The sequence below is a fragment of the Pseudomonas sp. ATCC 43928 genome, assembly GCF_005938665.2.
In the GTDB taxonomy this organism is placed as follows: Bacteria; Pseudomonadota; Gammaproteobacteria; order Pseudomonadales; family Pseudomonadaceae; genus Aquipseudomonas.
On the sequence record NZ_CP041753.1, the window covers coordinates 2,020,513 to 2,036,799 of the forward strand.

9 protein-coding genes and 3 pseudogenes are annotated in these 16,287 nt (G+C 51.3%); 4 read left to right on the plus strand and 8 right to left on the minus strand.

The annotated features are described in order from the left end of the window. Nucleotides 1-282: 282 nt before the first annotated feature. Both FFH90_RS09150 and FFH90_RS09160 read left to right on the plus strand, forming a co-directional pair. On the plus strand, nt 283-3,993 hold the full coding sequence (locus FFH90_RS09150) for a rhamnan synthesis F family protein (RefSeq protein WP_138867024.1): 3,711 nt from the start codon (nt 283-285) through the stop codon (nt 3,991-3,993). A 373-nt stretch (nt 3,994-4,366) separates the two neighbouring features. Then, nucleotides 4,367-4,720: pseudogene (locus FFH90_RS09160) on the plus strand (transposase); the annotation flags it as partial. Between the two features lie 262 nt (nt 4,721-4,982). Here the strand turns inward: FFH90_RS09160 and FFH90_RS09165 are convergent. The 7 genes from FFH90_RS09165 to FFH90_RS09195 form a co-directional block, all read right to left on the minus strand. Beyond that, nucleotides 4,983-5,381 carry a GtrA family protein gene (locus FFH90_RS09165; RefSeq protein ID WP_111454885.1) on the minus strand — a complete coding sequence of 133 codons (399 nt, stop codon included), beginning with the start codon at nt 5,379-5,381 and terminating at the stop codon, nt 4,983-4,985. Next, nucleotides 5,378-6,664 (minus strand): NAD(P)/FAD-dependent oxidoreductase, encoded by a 1,287-nt coding sequence (locus FFH90_RS09170; protein ID WP_138867025.1) that lies wholly within the window; start codon nt 6,662-6,664, stop codon nt 5,378-5,380. Before FFH90_RS09170 ends, FFH90_RS09165 begins: the two co-directional genes overlap by 4 nt. Before the next feature lie 2 nt (nt 6,665-6,666). Beyond that, nucleotides 6,667-7,617, minus strand: a complete 951-nt coding sequence (locus FFH90_RS09175) for an NAD(P)-dependent oxidoreductase (protein WP_138867026.1) — start codon at nt 7,615-7,617, stop codon at nt 6,667-6,669. Next, nucleotides 7,614-9,545, minus strand: a complete 1,932-nt coding sequence (locus FFH90_RS09180) for a glycosyltransferase family 39 protein (protein WP_111454883.1) — start codon at nt 9,543-9,545, stop codon at nt 7,614-7,616. Before FFH90_RS09180 ends, FFH90_RS09175 begins: the two co-directional genes overlap by 4 nt. A gap of 189 nt (nt 9,546-9,734) precedes the next feature. After that, nucleotides 9,735-10,475 (minus strand): SDR family oxidoreductase, encoded by a 741-nt coding sequence (locus tag FFH90_RS09185; RefSeq protein WP_086944646.1) that lies wholly within the window; start codon nt 10,473-10,475, stop codon nt 9,735-9,737. Next, nucleotides 10,472-11,785, minus strand: a complete 1,314-nt coding sequence (locus FFH90_RS09190; RefSeq protein WP_111454882.1) for an FAD-binding oxidoreductase — start codon at nt 11,783-11,785, stop codon at nt 10,472-10,474. The genes FFH90_RS09185 and FFH90_RS09190 overlap by 4 nt, the downstream gene beginning before the upstream one ends. Further along, nucleotides 11,782-13,224 carry a UbiA family prenyltransferase gene (locus FFH90_RS09195; RefSeq protein ID WP_256663677.1) on the minus strand — a complete coding sequence of 481 codons (1,443 nt, stop codon included), beginning with the start codon at nt 13,222-13,224 and terminating at the stop codon, nt 11,782-11,784. Before FFH90_RS09195 ends, FFH90_RS09190 begins: the two co-directional genes overlap by 4 nt. Before the next feature lie 614 nt (nt 13,225-13,838). On the opposite strand from FFH90_RS09195, the pseudogene tnpB reads away from it, so the two are divergent. Then, nucleotides 13,839-14,009, plus strand: a pseudogene (tnpB, locus tag FFH90_RS09200) (IS66 family insertion sequence element accessory protein TnpB); the annotation flags it as partial. Between the two features lie 601 nt (nt 14,010-14,610). Continuing rightward, nucleotides 14,611-15,699, plus strand: coding sequence for an acyltransferase (locus FFH90_RS09205; RefSeq protein WP_086944648.1), 1,089 nt, complete (start codon nt 14,611-14,613; stop codon nt 15,697-15,699). Between the two features lie 187 nt (nt 15,700-15,886). Here FFH90_RS09205 and FFH90_RS09210 read toward each other — a convergent pair. After that, a pseudogene (locus FFH90_RS09210) lies at nt 15,887-16,240 on the minus strand (transposase domain-containing protein); the annotation flags it as partial. Between the last annotated feature and the right edge of the window lie 47 nt (nt 16,241-16,287).

Consider the following 16,287-nt stretch of genomic DNA (forward strand, 5'->3'; position numbering starts at 1 on the left):
AAATTATTAGAATGGCTGCGGCTGGACAACGGTCCGCAGTTGATTTCTCTTGTGTCATGAATCTACAGTCGTGCGTTTGTTCTACTGGCCGCGGGCTATGGTCGAATTATCAGTCGAATGAGTTTTGTCGTGTCATGGATACTTTGGTGTTTCGAGTCTCTCCGGCATTAACTAGGGGGTTTTTTGGTATTGTTAACTCATAGTTTAGTTGCCTGTTAGTAGGGTGCTGTAGACGGTTTGTTGTTATATGAAAAAAATTCTGTGATAAAGGGTGGGTGCGTTATGTTTGGTGTTATTTCTAAAGGTCAAGCGGAGTTGATGAGATATAGCTCATGCTACTCTGAAAAATATAAGATTTTTTATGTGTCGACGCCGAAAGCAGGCTCCACTTCATTAAAATGGTGGTTTGCTAAGCTTGAAGGTTATGTGCCTGACATCAATAAAGACCTGAAAAGTTTAGAGAGTACGCCAGAGTTAACCATCCATGACACCTTTCATCTGGTTGCTCCATCAGTTACCGGCCTTTCCGAGTCCCGGCTGGGTGAGCTAGTTAACACTGATGGGGTTTTTCGTTTTGCGGTGGTTCGAAATCCTTACGAACGTATATTTTCAGCTTGGCAATCAAAAATTTTACTTCGTGAGCCATTGCAAATAGGGCGGTATGTTAAGCACGAATTTTATTGTCATAAAATAGCGAGCACCGTTGATATCTCGAATGCTTTTGAAGGTTTTCTTGAATATTTGTTAGCTGTTGAGGCTCCGAGTTTTTTGGATCCGCATTGGACTCCACAAGTAGCCTTGCTGCGTCCTGATTTAATAAAATACGACATTGTTGCGCAGCTGGAAGATACGTCGAGCCTGGAAGCAGAGCTTGAAAGTATTATAGGTGATGGGTTTATTGCCCCGTTTGTGACAAATCGAGCTAACCAAAGTCTAATTCCTTACTCCGAAAGCTTTATTACTTCAAGGTCTGCGGAGTTGATAAAGCTTTTGTATGCTGGGGATTTTGCTGCTTTCAACTACCCTTTGGATGTACCTAAGGGTAAAGCCGAGTTGAGTCAAGATGCACTCGATATGGCGCTGAAAGGGATCAGTATGATTAAAGGTCGGCACTCCAGGATCGCTGACTTTCACCTACAGATAAAAGATGCTCAGGCAGAACAATACAAACTTAGAGAGCTCTCTGATGGACTTGAGGGGCGACTGAAGGGGCTAGAAGCGAAAGTTTCCACTGTACTGACTGAACGGGAGAATTTAAAACTTGAATTGGTTAAGCAGCGAGACGAAAATCTTTCCCTGAGGCAACAGAATCGCTCCTTGAATGAGCGAAATAAGGAGGCTCATCATCAGTTCGAAGTATTGCTGGATAGTAAACATCAGCTAACTATAGTTCTGGCCGAGTGTCTGAAAATTATATTTTCTTCCCGTCCGTGGAAAGCTATGCGAGCGGCGCGTAAGCTAATGGGGGCGGTTGAGCACCCATTTGCACGTGTGCTTTCAAAGCATTTTAGCTTTGAGTACAATAAATATTTACATGCTAACTCAGATGTGGCTGCTATCGGAGTTTCTCCAGAAGAGCACTTCCTTGTGAATGGAGCTATTGAAGGACGTCCGCTTTCTATTGAAATCCAAGACGCGGACATTTTTGATGCGGAGTTATATCGTGCTCTTTACCCTGATGTAAAAAACTCCGGCGTAGATCCAGAGGTGCATTATCGATCTACAGGTAAAAGGGAGGGGCGCATGGGAGCCATGCCTGCTCTTGAAGTTCGGGGTGCAAACGGGTCTGTCGATCCATTACGCAAAACGTTTTTGGTTGTCAGTCACGAAGCTTCCAGGACAGGCGCACCTATATTAAGTCTCAATATAATTATAAACCTGTCTAAAAAGTACAATGTTGTCGCCCTTCTTCTTGGTGGGGGGGATTTAGAGGATGCATTTTTAGCTTCAGGTGCTGCGGTAATTGGGCCCGTCGCGGATATAAAAAATAACTCGGTAATTACCAAGGCGATCGTAAAACAGATACTTGAGCGTTTCAATATAGATTGCGCAATAGCGAATAGTATTGAAGCCCGATACGTACTGCCTGCTCTTGCTGAGCGGTTTGTTCCTTGCTTAAGCCTAGTGCATGAATTCGCAGCAAATACTCGACCTCGCAGTGCATTTCGAGAAGCGCTTTTTTGGTCAGGTGAGCTGATATTTTCAACAGACATTACATTGAAAAGTGCCCAGGCGGAGTACGCGGAGCTAAACAAAGGGCATACGCATATTCTTCCCCAAGGTCGCTGCCTTCTGCCTCCCGAGAACCATAGTTCTTCCGAAATCGAGAGGGAGCAACAACGCATTATAAATGCAATGCGACCTAATGGGAGTGCTGAGGGGCAGGTCGTAATCCTTGGAGCCGGTTATGTGCAGCTGAGAAAGGGAGTGGACCTTTTCATTGAATGTGCGGCAAGGGTGGTCAATGCACCTGGGGGTAAAAACTGCCGTTTTGTCTGGGTTGGACAAGGCTACAATCCCGATCACGATATAGGCTATTCTGTCTATTTGGCAGATCAAATAGCGAGAGCGAACCTCGAGAAAAATGTATTCTTCATTTCCGAAACCTCCGCCATCGATACGGTGTATGAAAACTCCGATATTTTCCTGCTGACGTCACGACTGGATCCGTTGCCCAATGTTGCCATTGATGCACTCAGCCATGGCTTGCCGATTGTGTGTTTTGATAAAACTACGGGTATAGCTGACTTCTTATCTTCGTGCGGTCTTGTTGAAGAATGTGTTGCGCCGTATCTGGATACTGTATCAATGGCAGGAAAAATCCTTTCGTTAGCGAACTCTCAAAGTTTGAGAGCTGACGTCAGTAAGCAGAGTCGTTCTAAATCTCAAGATTATTTCGATATGAATAAATATATTGAAAGTTTGGAACGGATTGCGCATGTTGTCGAAGCGCGAACGAAGCAGGAATATGCAGATTATTTGATCGTGAAGGACTCTGATTTGACCGATTTTGAGTTTCTCAGAGATTCCCATCGGGTGAACTTTAGTGATGGCGACCTGCTCTGTATGTATATGCGTTCTTGGGTGCGCGGAATAGGCAGAAAGAAACCTTTCCCGGGCTTTCATCCGGGTATCTACCTTGAACAGAACAATCTCGATAATCTTGAGATTGATCCTTACTCTCATTTTCTTCAGGCAGGCAAACCTCAGGGCGCTTGGCTGCGTCCAGTGCTGACGCCAAAGACAATAGTTGCCGATGTGTTGGATGACACAAAGATAGCGCTTCATATTCACGTATTCTATCCGGATTTACTCCCGGAAATTTTGCAAAGACTCAAGGCGAACAAGGTAAGGCCAGATCTATTTATCAGTGCTCCTTCGTTAGAAGTTAAGCTTGAAATCCTGGCTCTATTAAAGGCTAGTAACGTAGAGGCTGTCTGTGTTGAAGTTGTTCCAAATAGAGGGAGAGACATCGGTCCCTTGCTGACTGCTTTCGGTTCAGAGCTCGTACAAAATTATCAAATTGTTGGGCATATTCACACGAAGAAAACTGTTGATGTAAAAGACTTGGAGGTTGGTAGAAAATGGTTCAACTTCCTCTTGGATAATTTGTTGGGCGGAGCAGCTGGAAATATGGCTGACGTCATCGTTGGTCAAATGTGCTTGAATCCGAAATTCGGGTTGATTTTTCCAGATGATTCGAATGTCGTGGGTTGGGATGCAAACGAAAAACCTGCTCAAGAACTAGCTTTACGCTTGTCGATTGACCAGTTGCCTAAGAATATTAACTTTCCGGTGGGAACAATGTTCTGGGGTCGCTCAGAAGTATTGGCGCCACTAGTTAATTTGTGTTTGAAGTGGGAGGATTATCCTGCAGAGCCCCTTCCGTATGATGGCTCGTTGCTGCATGCACTAGAGCGTATCATTCCCTTAGTCTGTGAACATGAGGGCTTTGAATATGCAGTAACAAATGTTAGAGGTAGCACACGCTAAGTCGCTAAGTCGCTAAGTCGCTAAGTCGCTAATTGGCTTTTTGCCTGGTAGGCAAAAAGCCAATTATTTTAATGTGCTCTGTAAGCCGTGTTTTTATTTTGTTGTGGTGTGTTCTGGTTTAGTTGTTGCGTGTTAGTTGGACTGTTTTTTTTAAGGGTGATTTGATATTCATAATATTTGCTCAGATTATTCGTAACTACTCCATAAACCCTACATTCAAACCCGCCACTTGATCCCGGATGCTGTGTTCCCGATTCCTTTCCGGAGCCATCACCTGATGATGCGTCCCGACGTAAAAGTCGAAAATGTCTATCTCTACCCTAAGACCGTCGACTTCCAAAAACCCATTGATGGCCTCGCGGCGCTGGTCGAACACCTGATAACCGATGATTACGCTGGTTATAACGCCTTGGGTGCGCAATCCGGTGTCGAACGTTTAGGCTGTTGGGCATAAGAGCGGCTCAAGTTTTTCGAGGCGCAAAAGGTGCAGCCTAAAGGCAAAACCGGGCGTGCCCATATCGCCCTGAATTTGATCAACAAGCTGTACGGTTTCGAGCGAGATTTTAAAGAAGTCGGCGATGAACATCGCCACGGAAGCCGACAGCAAAACAGCCTGCCAGTGTCGGCGCAGTTGCAAACATGGCTGGAGAAAACGCAGCCACAAGTGACGGCGCAAAATGCACTGGGCAAAGCCATCAGTTACCTGGACAGCATTGGATCAAGGCTGCCGTGGAACTGCTCGCCAGAGATGCCACGGTAAACCGTAACCCCATCTTGAAGTAGGTGGGGTTTATGGATCGTGTACAAGATTACCAAACCCTACTGCCGTGGAATTGCTCGCAGGCATAATCTAGCTGAGCGCGCCAATTTTGAAGTAGATGGGGTTTATGGAGCGCTTACTATGGATTATTGAAGGTGCTGTGGGCGCGGTCCAAGGCGGTCTCATTGCCGGAGCCCGGGCCATGGCCCGGGCGCCTGGATGCGCGATTTCAGCGAAATGACCAGCGCTTGTGGCCGAAGTAGCTGGTAAACACCGGCACAGCCACGCCGACAGCGTGCGCTATTTCATGCTTGAAGGACTCCATGCCCATTGCAGGCAGGATGTACGATGCCAGGCCAATACTGATGATCCATGTCTGTACGACCGCAACCAGGTTGACCAGTACAAAGAACATTGCCGAGTGATGGATGGGCTGTTGGCTTTCGGTAAAGACAAACATTCGTGCCAGTACAAAGGCGGTGATCATGCCGGTCAGGTAGGCGAGCCCGATCGAGACTGAAAAGCTCAGCCATTGGTTATAAAGAATCCTCGAGAAGAAGTTGACAGCAGCTGCACTACCCCCCGTCACCAGAAAGGCAAGGAACTGTCGATTAAGCAGTTGTTTCACTTAACTGCATCCCTTGCCATGTTTCTACCGAAATCGATGCTCTCGGAAATACCGCGATCCTCGGGATAGTAGTAGGAGGTATCGGCTACCCACAAGCCTTGCACTGGCAGCGAAACCGGCGGCAGCCGGTCCAGATAGCCCGGGTCGCAAATGGGCTGCGCATGCCGATAGCGGCTGGCGCGGATATCGATGAAGTCCTCATCGTTCAGCGTCGGGTTGATCTTCTTTAAGTAGCGACGCACCTTGTCGAGGAAAGCCTGGTCCGGTTCGGCGAACTTAGGATGTTCACCAGGCATGTAGAACGGCACATAGACAATGTGTTCGTTCATTGGGCGCAGGTTGGTGTATTCGACAAGTCCGGGGATATCCATCTCGGGGTCGTTGGTATTGAGCCAGAAGTTCTCGGTCAGAGGCTTGCGCAGCTTGGCGATCACGCAGACCACCGCAACGTTCTTGAGGGCTGCGAAGCGCGCGAGAATATCCTGTGGCAGGTCCGGCATCAGGGAGGGCACATAGGGCAGCGGCACGGTGCTGATGACCTTGTCGAAGCGCTGGGTTTCTTCCCCGCAGACCACACCCTGAACCTTGCCGTGTTCGATGATCACGCGGTTGACCGGCGACTTCAGGCAAATGATCCCGCCGTGTTTTTCGATGTCGGCCTTCAGCGCTTGCAGCAGGGTGTCAGAACCGCCATCCAGGTAGCCGAGTTTTTCGCGGAACAGGCTATAGCGCGAGCGGCCGATGCGGCGGATGCGGCTCCAGATCCAGGCTGCCGATAGGTTATCGGTGTAATGGTAAAACTTGTAGTCGAACAGGCGCTTCCATAGCACTTCCCAGGCCTCGGCCCCGACCCAGCGCTTGATCCAGCCCGTGGCTTCGACGTTGTCCAGAGGCTTCCAGTCATTTCTCTTGGTGGACAGGAATGCGTGTAGGCCATAACGGACTTTGGCTGTCAGACTTAGGCCCTTGAACTTGAGCAGAGCAATGGGGTTACCCCAAGGTTGCAAGCGGTTTTGATACCAATAGCCCATTTTGGTTTCGACCCAGCGCATTTTCGAGGCCAAGCCCAACTCGTCCAGTACCTTCAGGAAGGCGTGGTCAGAAATGCAATGGAAGTGGTAGTAGCGCTCGATGGTGGTGCCCGAGAAATCGAACGCCGCGGTCATTCCACCCACACGGTCATCCGCCTCGAATACCACGGGTTTATGCCCGTCCCTGGCCAACTGGTAGGCCACTGCCAGGCCCATGGGGCCAGCGCCCAGCACGGCAACTCTTTGTCCCATCGTCAAAACTCCAGAACCACTTTGCTGTAAGTGGGGTCGTTGAAGGTTTCCTGTATCGCCTTGGCAAACGGCGTGTAGGTCACGCCGAAGGTGCCGGGCCAGTCATTGACCTCGAATTCGTCCTTGGCGCTGAGTGCAGCCAGCTGTTGGGTGGTGAAGGGTGGGTTCTTGTCGAACAGGCTCCATGTCCAGATCAGGCTGTAGAACAGGCCGTAGGGAATGCATGCGATCACGGCCTTGGCGCCGGTGGCACGCTTGATTTCGCGAATGATATCGATGTAGTCGACTTTTTCGTGCCCCGATACGTTATAGATGCCGTCGCGCACACGGTTTTGTATGCAGCTGATGATGACATTGCAAAAATCGCCCACGTACAACGGCTGGCGCATGTAGCGGCCATGACCAGGAATAGGGAAGACCGGAACCTTCTTCATGAAGCGCGACAGCCAGCCCAGGTGTTTGCGGTCAAACCAGCCAAACATGAGCGTCGGGCGCAGCACCGGGCAGGGGATGCCACTTTCCAGCACCATCTTTTCCTGGTCTATTTTGCTTTTTGTGTAGAAGTCGTCGGCCACCGATTCGACCACCGAAGAGCTGATGTGCACCAGATAGTCGATGCTGTGCAGTTTGATCTGTTCAAGAATCAGGCGGGTGGCATCAACGTTGTTCTTGACGAATTCCTGATAGTCAATACCGCCGATCTGTGCCTGCAGCATGACGACCACATTGGCACCGGCGAAGGCCTGTTGCCATTCGCCGGGCATGGACAGGTCACCAAAAATAGTGATCACGTCAGGCTGCACGCGCTTGAGGATATCCAGGTTTTCGCGGTGCTTGTCGATGACCACGATATTGCTGTAGCCCTTGGCTTTGAGGCGAGCTACCAGATTCTGTCCGACCAGCCCGGCACCGCCGGGCAGGATGATACGTTCATCAAGATTAATAGCGGTCATTGCGGGTTAACCTGAATGTCTTTGCGAAATTGGCACAACTGCAGTTCCTTGCCTACCACGCGGGCCACGCCAACGGCATAGCTGCCCTTGAGGTCGCGGGTGTCTATAACGCGGCCGAAGCCGGCGTTGCCGAGGTCGGATTTTTTGAAGAAGTCGTTTACATCAGGGCGTGCGTACTGGGTCGCATCATAGTAACGCACGTTCTGGTGGGCATCGGTGAGGGTGATGTAGACCTGTGACGGCAGCTGGTTGCGGGCCGCATCCACGACGGTCCAGCCCTTGGCTTCAATGGCGCCTGCGAGCTTCTGCGTGGTCGGGTTCGCGAAGTCAAGGCTACCAATGCATTGCGCTGGGGCCTTCGGTAGGTCCAGGCCCACGTTCGTCTGTGGCAGGCTGATGTAGCAGCCTGATACTTCGGCGACCTTCCACTGACCGTCTTTGTGTTGCTGGTTAACCAATTGGCCAAGGCTGGGCTTCTCAACCGGCGGGCACGCGACTACCGCGCCCAGGGGCGCGCCACCCAGGAAGGTCTCGGGGGATTCGATGGTCTTGTCCAGATCCTTGAAGCTGTTGGCAATGGTGAATGACTTGTGTTGTGCGTAGTAGACGATCGACGAACTCCAGTCGTTGCCGTACAGGGTAAATGCCTCGCCTTCCTTCATGTTGTGCTTCAGCGTGTCAGCCACCAGCAGGTCTCTGGAGTTGCTCAGGTCAATCTTCTGCCGCAGGTTTTCGCCGTACCCTTGTGCGAAGGTGCTGTAGTTATTGGCCAGCAAGGCTACGAACAGCCCCAATATCCACAGGCGAGACTGCGGATGAGCGAGGCCTTCGGACAGCGCCACAGCCAGTGCGAAGATGATGAAAATGACGCTGGCCGACTGGTAGTAGCTATGGACTAGATGAAGATTGGTGAATAGGAACAGGGGCAACAATGCCAGGACGCAGCTCATCAGCACCACTAGGCGAGTTCTGGTGTCGCGAGCCATCAACAGGGCGCAAAGGATGATTGCGATACCGAAGACGCCCGACAGGTTGCCCTTGACGATGCGTGACCAGATGACCTCGCCATACAACAGCTTGGAAAAGCGTTGAGGCAAAGTACCCCAGTTCCATGTCGAGAGTGCGCTGGACGTCAGGGCGCTGCCGAATTCATTCTGGTTCTTGAGCACGTCAGTGTAGTGGGTCCAGGCAACCCCGAACACGATGGGCAGTGCGAACAGCAGAATGCCCAGCGTGATGTTGCGTGCACTGATGGCCTTGAACAGGCCCCCATTGCGCTGGATTTCGTGGACCAGGAATACCAGTGCCATTACCGCCAGCACCGGCAGGCCGGTGGTGGCTTTTTGCAGGATCGAAAGCGAAATCAGAGTGGTGAAATAAATCGCGTCCCGGTGGCGACCTGCGGCCAGGAAATCGAGGAAATACTTAATCGCGGCAACGGCGAAGAACACCGCCACCGTCTCGATCATGAAGGTGCGACCCCAGAACAGGTAAAGAGGGCTGGAGAACAGCAGACCGGCGAAAATATAGAAGCTGCGCGGGGCTAGCTTCAACGACTGGCAGATTGAGCGAGCCGGCAGCAGGCACAGCACCAAGAACACGAAAGAAACGATCCTGCCGACCTTGCCCAGATCGATGCCCGTGAACTTGCTGATCAGCGCCACCAGCGCCTGATAGAGCGGGAATTCAAACGGGATTGACCAGGGGGCGCCGGAGACGGGTGTTTCGTAGGCGAACTTGAAACCCTCCTTGATGAACCAGAAGGAGGTCAGCGCTGTTTGGGTCTGGCGAAAGCCGAACAATTCGAGCAATGGCTGCCCCGAAAAGCGAAACGCCAAATAGGTCGCGTAAAGCACCGTCAATACGGCAATGCATTTGATACTGCGCTCGATCAGCAGCTCATTATCTGCCAACTTGAATAGCTTCAAGGATCCACCCCAGCCCGTCTAAAAGTTTGAATATCAGAATTTTTTTTTTTTGAATATGAATTGCGGCAACTTCCGGATGACCATCATGATCAATGACCAGAAGCGCGGTACATTGTTATTGCGCAACAATTTGCGCCTGTAGCATAACTACAACATTCGCACTGCCCACCCGTCTGGAAGTGAGTGATTTCACATATTCATTTTTTTGAAGAGTGCGCCAGGAATTAACTTAATTATCATCATGATTAATACCCAGAATCCCGGGGCGTAGAGGACGTCAACTTTTCGGTCGGTACCTTTTACAATGCGTTGGGCCACCTGCTCAGGCTTGGCCAGCAGTGCAGCTGGTAATGATAGACCTTGAGTCATCGGTGTATCGACAAACCCGGGCCTGATGTCGATGACATGTACACCGACTTTGTACAGCCGTGCTCGTAGACCTTCGCAAAAGGTGGAAACCGCAGCCTTGGCGGTACCGTATAAGTAGTTGGACGGACGACCGCGGTCGCCAGCTACCGAGGAAATCACAGCCAAGGTGCCACAACGCTGGGTTTCAAATTGGTTGGCCAGCAGCGTTAGCAGGGCGATCACCGACGTACCATTGTTGGCAAATTCCTGGAGCGCTACGCCGACGTCCTGCTCGCAGACTTTTTGATTGGGCAATGTGCCGTGCGCAATGAGCGCAATATCGATTTGCTGTAAGGTCGCTAGGCAACTGTCGAGCATTGCGCCGTGTGCTACAAAGTCGGTGGCATCCATGCAGTGAAGTGTTACTGATTTGGCGCCTCGACCTTTCAGGTCGGCTGCGGTTTGTTCTAGTTTTTCGAGGTTACGGGCCACGAGAAAAAATTCGCTGCCTTGTTCGGCCCATAGACGTGCACAGGCAGCGGCAATGGCCGATGTTGCACCAATAATTAGAATTCGTTTCATGCAGTAACTCGTTTCCAGAAGTGGGAATTCAGAGAGGGATCACGCAGTGCTTCCAGTCGTTCCCATGCGGGGTATGCTTTGCGGAAATCGCCGCCGGTCATGTGGGCATCCTTGGCCGGATACAGGCGACCACCACTCTCGCGAACGATGGCATCCAGCCTTGCAAACAGCCGCACCAAGTCAGCCTTCTGCGGAAAGTCCAAGGCTAGAGAGGTGCCGGGGAGAGGGAAGGACAGCAGGCCTGGCGAGGCGATGTTGCCACAGCGTTTGAGCACGGCGAGAAACGAGCCTTGGCCAGAGTCTGCAATGGCTTCCAGCAACTCGTGCATGACTACCTCGGCCACTGCGTCGGGTATCACGCACTGGTATTGCTGGAAACCTCGGCGCCCGTAGATACGGTTCCAATGCAGTATGCGATCCAGCGGATAAAAGAAGGGCTCGTAATCACCGCGTTTGCGTGTGCTCTGGGCAGGATGCACCCTCCAATACATATCATTGAAGGCTCGCAATGACAGGTTGTTGATTAGAGACACTGGCGGTGTCAGCGGCATGCTCAACTTCGCTCGCTCGTCCACTTCCAGTGAACCATAACGTGCGTGGTCACCTACGATGAATACGCCCCGCCCGGTCTGAGTGCCTTTTGCCAGGCAGTCGATCCAGGCGACACTGTATTCATGCTGGTGATCGAGTTCGGCGGACAGGCTGAAGAATTCGCCCAGATTGCCGAAACGCACTACGGTACTGTCGATCTGGCTGGTGCGAATGGGGATAAGCTGAATTTCTGCCCACACGATAATCCCAGTCAGACCTAAACCTCCAATAGTAGAGGTGTAAAATTCGGGATGCTCGGTAGGAGAGCAGGTCAGCACTCCTTCATTATGGCGCAATAAACCCAAACGCCGCACATGGTTGCCAAAGGTGCCGCGCAGGTGATGGTTCTTGCCATGGACATCGTTAGCGATGGCCCCGCCGAGGGTGGCAAACTGGGTGCCAGGTGTGACTGACAGGAACCAGCCCTGCGGGATGGAAATTGCCAGGATCTCGGCGAGGGTTACACCGGCCTCTGCTTGTACGGTTCCCTGCTGCCAATCAACCTGGATGAAGCGATTAAGAGCTCGCATGTGCAACACTTGATCGCTCGCGGCTAGGCAGCTGTCTCCATAACTACGTCCGTTGCCATACGGCAGGGTGCTCCCGTGCGTGGCTGCCACCGCATCGCGCAGAGACTCGACTTCGCTACGCCAGCTACAAGCGTGTGCAGTCTGCGGGGCATAGGGATAGCATCCCCAAGAGTGCAGCGGACGACTCATGCTGCTACCCAGAACACCAGCCCAAACAAAGCGCCAACGACCAGACTGCTGCGGTCGCGGATGGCGAACACTACAGGGTCATCATGCATTTGCCCGCGATGAGTGAGCATCCACACTCGAGTGATCCAGAACAAGAGCAGCGGGCAGGCTAGCCAGATCACCTGTGGGTGGGCATAAAGCCCGGTTGTAGCCTGATCATGGATGTATAGAGCCAAGACCATTACGGCTAGATAACCGGAAGACGCGCCCAGCGAGGAAATCATTTCCAGGTCGGCGGGATAGTAGCCTCGCCCACGGGTTTTCCCGGTATCGCCCTTGCGCCTTGCTTCGCGCAGCTCCGCGTAGCGCTTAACTAGTGCGAGGCTCAGGAACATGAACATCGAAAACGCCAAAATCCAGAATGTCAGTTCCAAGCCGAATGCTGCCGCGCCAGCTATGATGCGCAGGGTATAAAGCGCAGCCAGGGCGATCACATCGATAGCCATCCGTCGTTTCAATGACAGCGAATAGGCGAGAGTTAATATGTAGTATGCAATGAGGGTTCCGGAAAACTCCCAAGGCAGAAGCCATGCAGCCCCGGAAAAAGCGCCAACCAATAATACGGGAAAGAACTGTAGCCCGGACTTGATCGACAATCGTCCAGCGGCAAATGGACGATGTCGTTTGGAGTGATGATGCCGGTCATCGGCGAGATCCAACAAGTCATTAAGTAGATAGACGCTAGAGGCGCATAGTCCAAAAAACAGAAAGGCCAATACTCCCTGCCATAGGAGCATGGGGTTGGTCAGTTGATGCGCCGCCATTAGAGGCACGAAAATCAGCGCATTCTTCATCCACTGGTGCAGCCGCAACGCCTTCAACCAGTCCTTCGCCCTGGAAGGATTGGAGTGAATCACCTGTTCGACATTGCCCTGTGCCCGAGCGCCACGCTCAACACCGGATTCCGGATTGACCACATAAGCCTTCCGGGCAACCGCCCAAACTGGGACGTCGTCATGAGAGTTACCCACGTAATCAAAGCCCTGCTCACTATAGTGCTCGACCAACAGATCGCGTTTACGATGGGCCGACAGGTTTCGCTTGCTGTCAGAGGCTAGCACCAGGTCAAACAATTGAAGATGTTCAGCAATGCGTTCGGCCAGGCTGTAATGGCTGGCTGTCGCCAGCACTACGGTCCGACCGGTACGCCGCTCGACTTCAATTAGTTCAATGACTGCAGGATCGAAAGGCAGGACACTGACGTCAATATGGGTGGCATGGGCGAGGCCTTCCTTTAAAGCCACCTTGCCTTTGGTCAACCAAATAAAGGGTTTAAACAGGCTCAATGGCTTATGCCGAACAAAAGCCATACCTGTTTCCAGCAGCAGATCGGAGCGCAGCAGGGTACCGTCGAGATCGACAATAAGCGGAATAGTGGGAGATGTAATTTGGACAGTCACAAGAGCTCTTCCTGAATATTGGCGACTCAAACAAAAACAAAATAAGATCAGGAAAACAACGGAGATCTTAGCAAAGGCTACTAAAAGGCCGTCAGGCTTTAATTTGCGCGAAATGGTACCACGGTTGACACATGGATTCACGGGAAGTGGCTAATAAATTGACTGACAGGGCATGCGGTGATGAGGGTGATCACAGAGTCGTAACGCAGCCGATCCCTGACCTAGTCAACTTGATTCGATCCCCGCACAAAGAGTGAGGTGCATCAGTAACCCCCGAGAATCATCCATTTTTCACCGTTCTCTCCGTAGATCACTCCGCTCGCCTTGGAGTCGATTCCGGGCACCGATCCGCTTCTCGCAATTGCTGAATTTGATCTTTCCGCCCCGCCGCGCAAGGTCAGTGGCATTCGCTCGCAACTCCGGTTTACAACAGGAAGGCGAACGCTCGGCGCGGTTGGACGATTACACCCGCGCTCGACAGGTCCTACGCGAAGCCGTCAGTGGCAACATCCCCCGATGGCGATATCGTTGACTGAATCTACCAGCAACTTCGACTCGAGCCCTGATTGTTTCATATCCTGTAGCGGACACATTTTTGACAGGTATTTGACCCCGTACTTTTCGTCTTTCTGAATCGCCCTCGTAATCTAGTGAAAATCCTTTATTGGGAGCGCAACGGGTTTTGCCTTTGGCTTAAGCGCCTGGAGTCTGAATGGTTCAAAACCTCGCCCGACATCACGGATGAGGTGATCGTACTGACCGTACAAGAGCTGAACGTATCGTAAGCGCTCCATTAACCCCATATTTTAAAGGTGGGGATCTATGGCTATCTTGGAATTTTCGGCGTGTAGTTCCGCGGCAGCAAGGCTTCGAAGTCTTTGTCACGGTAAACGGGAAGCACATCTGGCGGTAGGTGTACTTCGTGGATTGCATACGAATAAACGACGGCGTCTCTCAGCAGCGCCGGGCGCGACCTGTGCCACGATAGTGTGAGCTCCTCGAAGCTCGCAATACCGAGACCTGCCGGATCCGAAGCGACAGGCGACGAGCGATCCAAGGCTCAGGAACTCCTACGCTCCTGACCTCCCCGACACGCTTTATCGCAACGACGTCTTGGCAGAGCAGCACAAGCGCCTTCAAAAGCGGCGCGCTCCAGTTAGCATCTGGAAGGTGCAAAGGCTGATTGAGCTGCAAGAGGACCAAGTAGCGTTGTATCATCCTCACCGCGTCATCAATGATGGCACGGGAATACGTGTGATCCAGTCCTCCAGCGAAGACATTTGCCCAGGGCCTGACGAAGCGCCGGGTATTACCCTGCGCGACCAATGAGCTGTTGCAAGAATAGAAATTTCTTATCATCTGTAATTAAAATCAGGGCGGAAATACATGCTGCACAAGGATAATAACTTGAACTTGTTACGGTTGGTTGCCGCGCTGATGGTTCTATATGCACATTCATTCGATATTTACGGTAATACTCCGGAGATTTTTATCGGTATTGATTCCTATGGTGGGCTCGGGATCGCAATATTTTTTATAATTAGTGGTTATTTGATTTCGAAAAGTTGGAGTTTTGATCCTTCGGTCATTAGCTTTTTAGTTAAACGATCGCTGCGAATATTTCCAGCCCTGATTGTTGTTGTGGTGCTAACTTCGTTTCTTCTTGGTCCGGTTTTTTCGACGTTGACAGTCAAGCAGTACTTCTCGGATCTGGCATTTATTATGTACTTGAAGAACATAATTTTAAGTCCGGTATTTTATTTGCCGGGCGTGCTGGAGCACTCCAGAGTTGCCAATGTGATCAATGGTCCTCTATGGAGTTTGCCTATTGAATTTTTCATGTATTTGGTCGTGGTGGCGCTTGGGCTTCTATTCAAAGGCGGTCGTCTTGCATACACAGTTACCGCAGCATTGTTTGCGCTGATTGTAGTTTTTTGGTGCTGGCGAGATGCGCCTTTGCTGGTGGTTCACGGTACTGATGTAAGAAACATTCCGTTAATAGGCATCTATTTCATGATTGGGGCATGTTATGCGAAGTGGGGGCTCGAACGGTGGTTCAGTCTCTCCGGCGTAACTGTCATGGTGATGATTACCCTTCTTCTGGCTCCGTATTTATCGTTTTCGAAAGCCCTGTTATGGCTTACGTTACCGTATGTCGTTTTGGCATATGGACTTTCCAAAAGTTGGTTGGGGAGTTTGGTTAATAAAGTGGGTGACTGCTCTTACGGTGTTTATATCTATGCTTTTCCGGTTCAGCAGTTTGTTTTGCTAAAATTCCCTGGTATTGCCTATTCAACCTATCTTGTTGTTACAGTGGTCATTACTCTGATTTTGGGATACAGCTCTTGGCATTTGGTAGAGAAAAGGGTTCTCAAATTCAAGCCAAAAAATAAAGTCAGGTCTGTATCGAATGGTGTTGATGCCTATTCGGCGTTCAATCCTGTTGTGGGTGAAAAGCTCAATTCAGGGGCTTGAGCAAGTGTATGTATTTATGATGTAACAGTCACTCAGGTCACCTATGAAGAGCTAAAGGGGGCTGCCGCGACAGCGCAGACGCCTGACGATCCTACCCCCCCCCCAGGGTTTCATAATGCCCGGTTTATGGATCAGCTACTTCGTAACAGATCCATAAACTCCGCCCACCGCAAGGTGAGGCCTTGGTTTACCTTGGCATTTCCGGTGAGCAGTTCCACGGCAACAACGCTTCGTAGTCTTCTACCGTGGATGCATGCGGCAACCGCTCAAGTACGTGGCGCTGCCACGTATAGGGCTCTTGGCCGTTGACCTTGGCGGTCTCGACCAAGTTGTAAATCTGAGCACTGGCGGTGGCGGTGGCGCCTTTGGGCGTATCGCTGAACCGCAATGCCTTGCGCCCTATGACAAACAGTTTTATTGCGCGCTCGGCTCTGTTGTAGTCGATCGGTAAAAAAACTGCCTCCACGTAACGCTCCAGCCGGCTCCAGATGCTTGCCAGATAATTAACGGCCTTGCCCAGTGCGCTTTGCGAAGTGACCTGCCAATCCCATTGGTCCTGCGCCTAATACGGCGATTCGCTGTCCCATC

Excerpts from the sequence above, each read along its gene's own strand:
- FFH90_RS09150 (WP_138867024.1), top strand. The coding sequence starts at position 283 with ATGTTTGGTGTTATTTCTAAAGGTCAAGCGGAGTTGATGAGATATAGC.
- FFH90_RS09170 (WP_138867025.1), bottom strand. The coding sequence starts at position 6,664 with ATGGGACAAAGAGTTGCCGTGCTGGGCGCTGGCCCCATGGGCCTGGCA.
- FFH90_RS09175 (WP_138867026.1), bottom strand. The coding sequence starts at position 7,617 with ATGACCGCTATTAATCTTGATGAACGTATCATCCTGCCCGGCGGTGCC.
- FFH90_RS09185 (WP_086944646.1), bottom strand. The coding sequence starts at position 10,475 with ATGAAACGAATTCTAATTATTGGTGCAACATCGGCCATTGCCGCTGCC.
- FFH90_RS09190 (WP_111454882.1), bottom strand. The coding sequence starts at position 11,785 with ATGAGTCGTCCGCTGCACTCTTGGGGATGCTATCCCTATGCCCCGCAG.
- FFH90_RS09205 (WP_086944648.1), top strand. The coding sequence starts at position 14,611 with ATGCTGCACAAGGATAATAACTTGAACTTGTTACGGTTGGTTGCCGCG.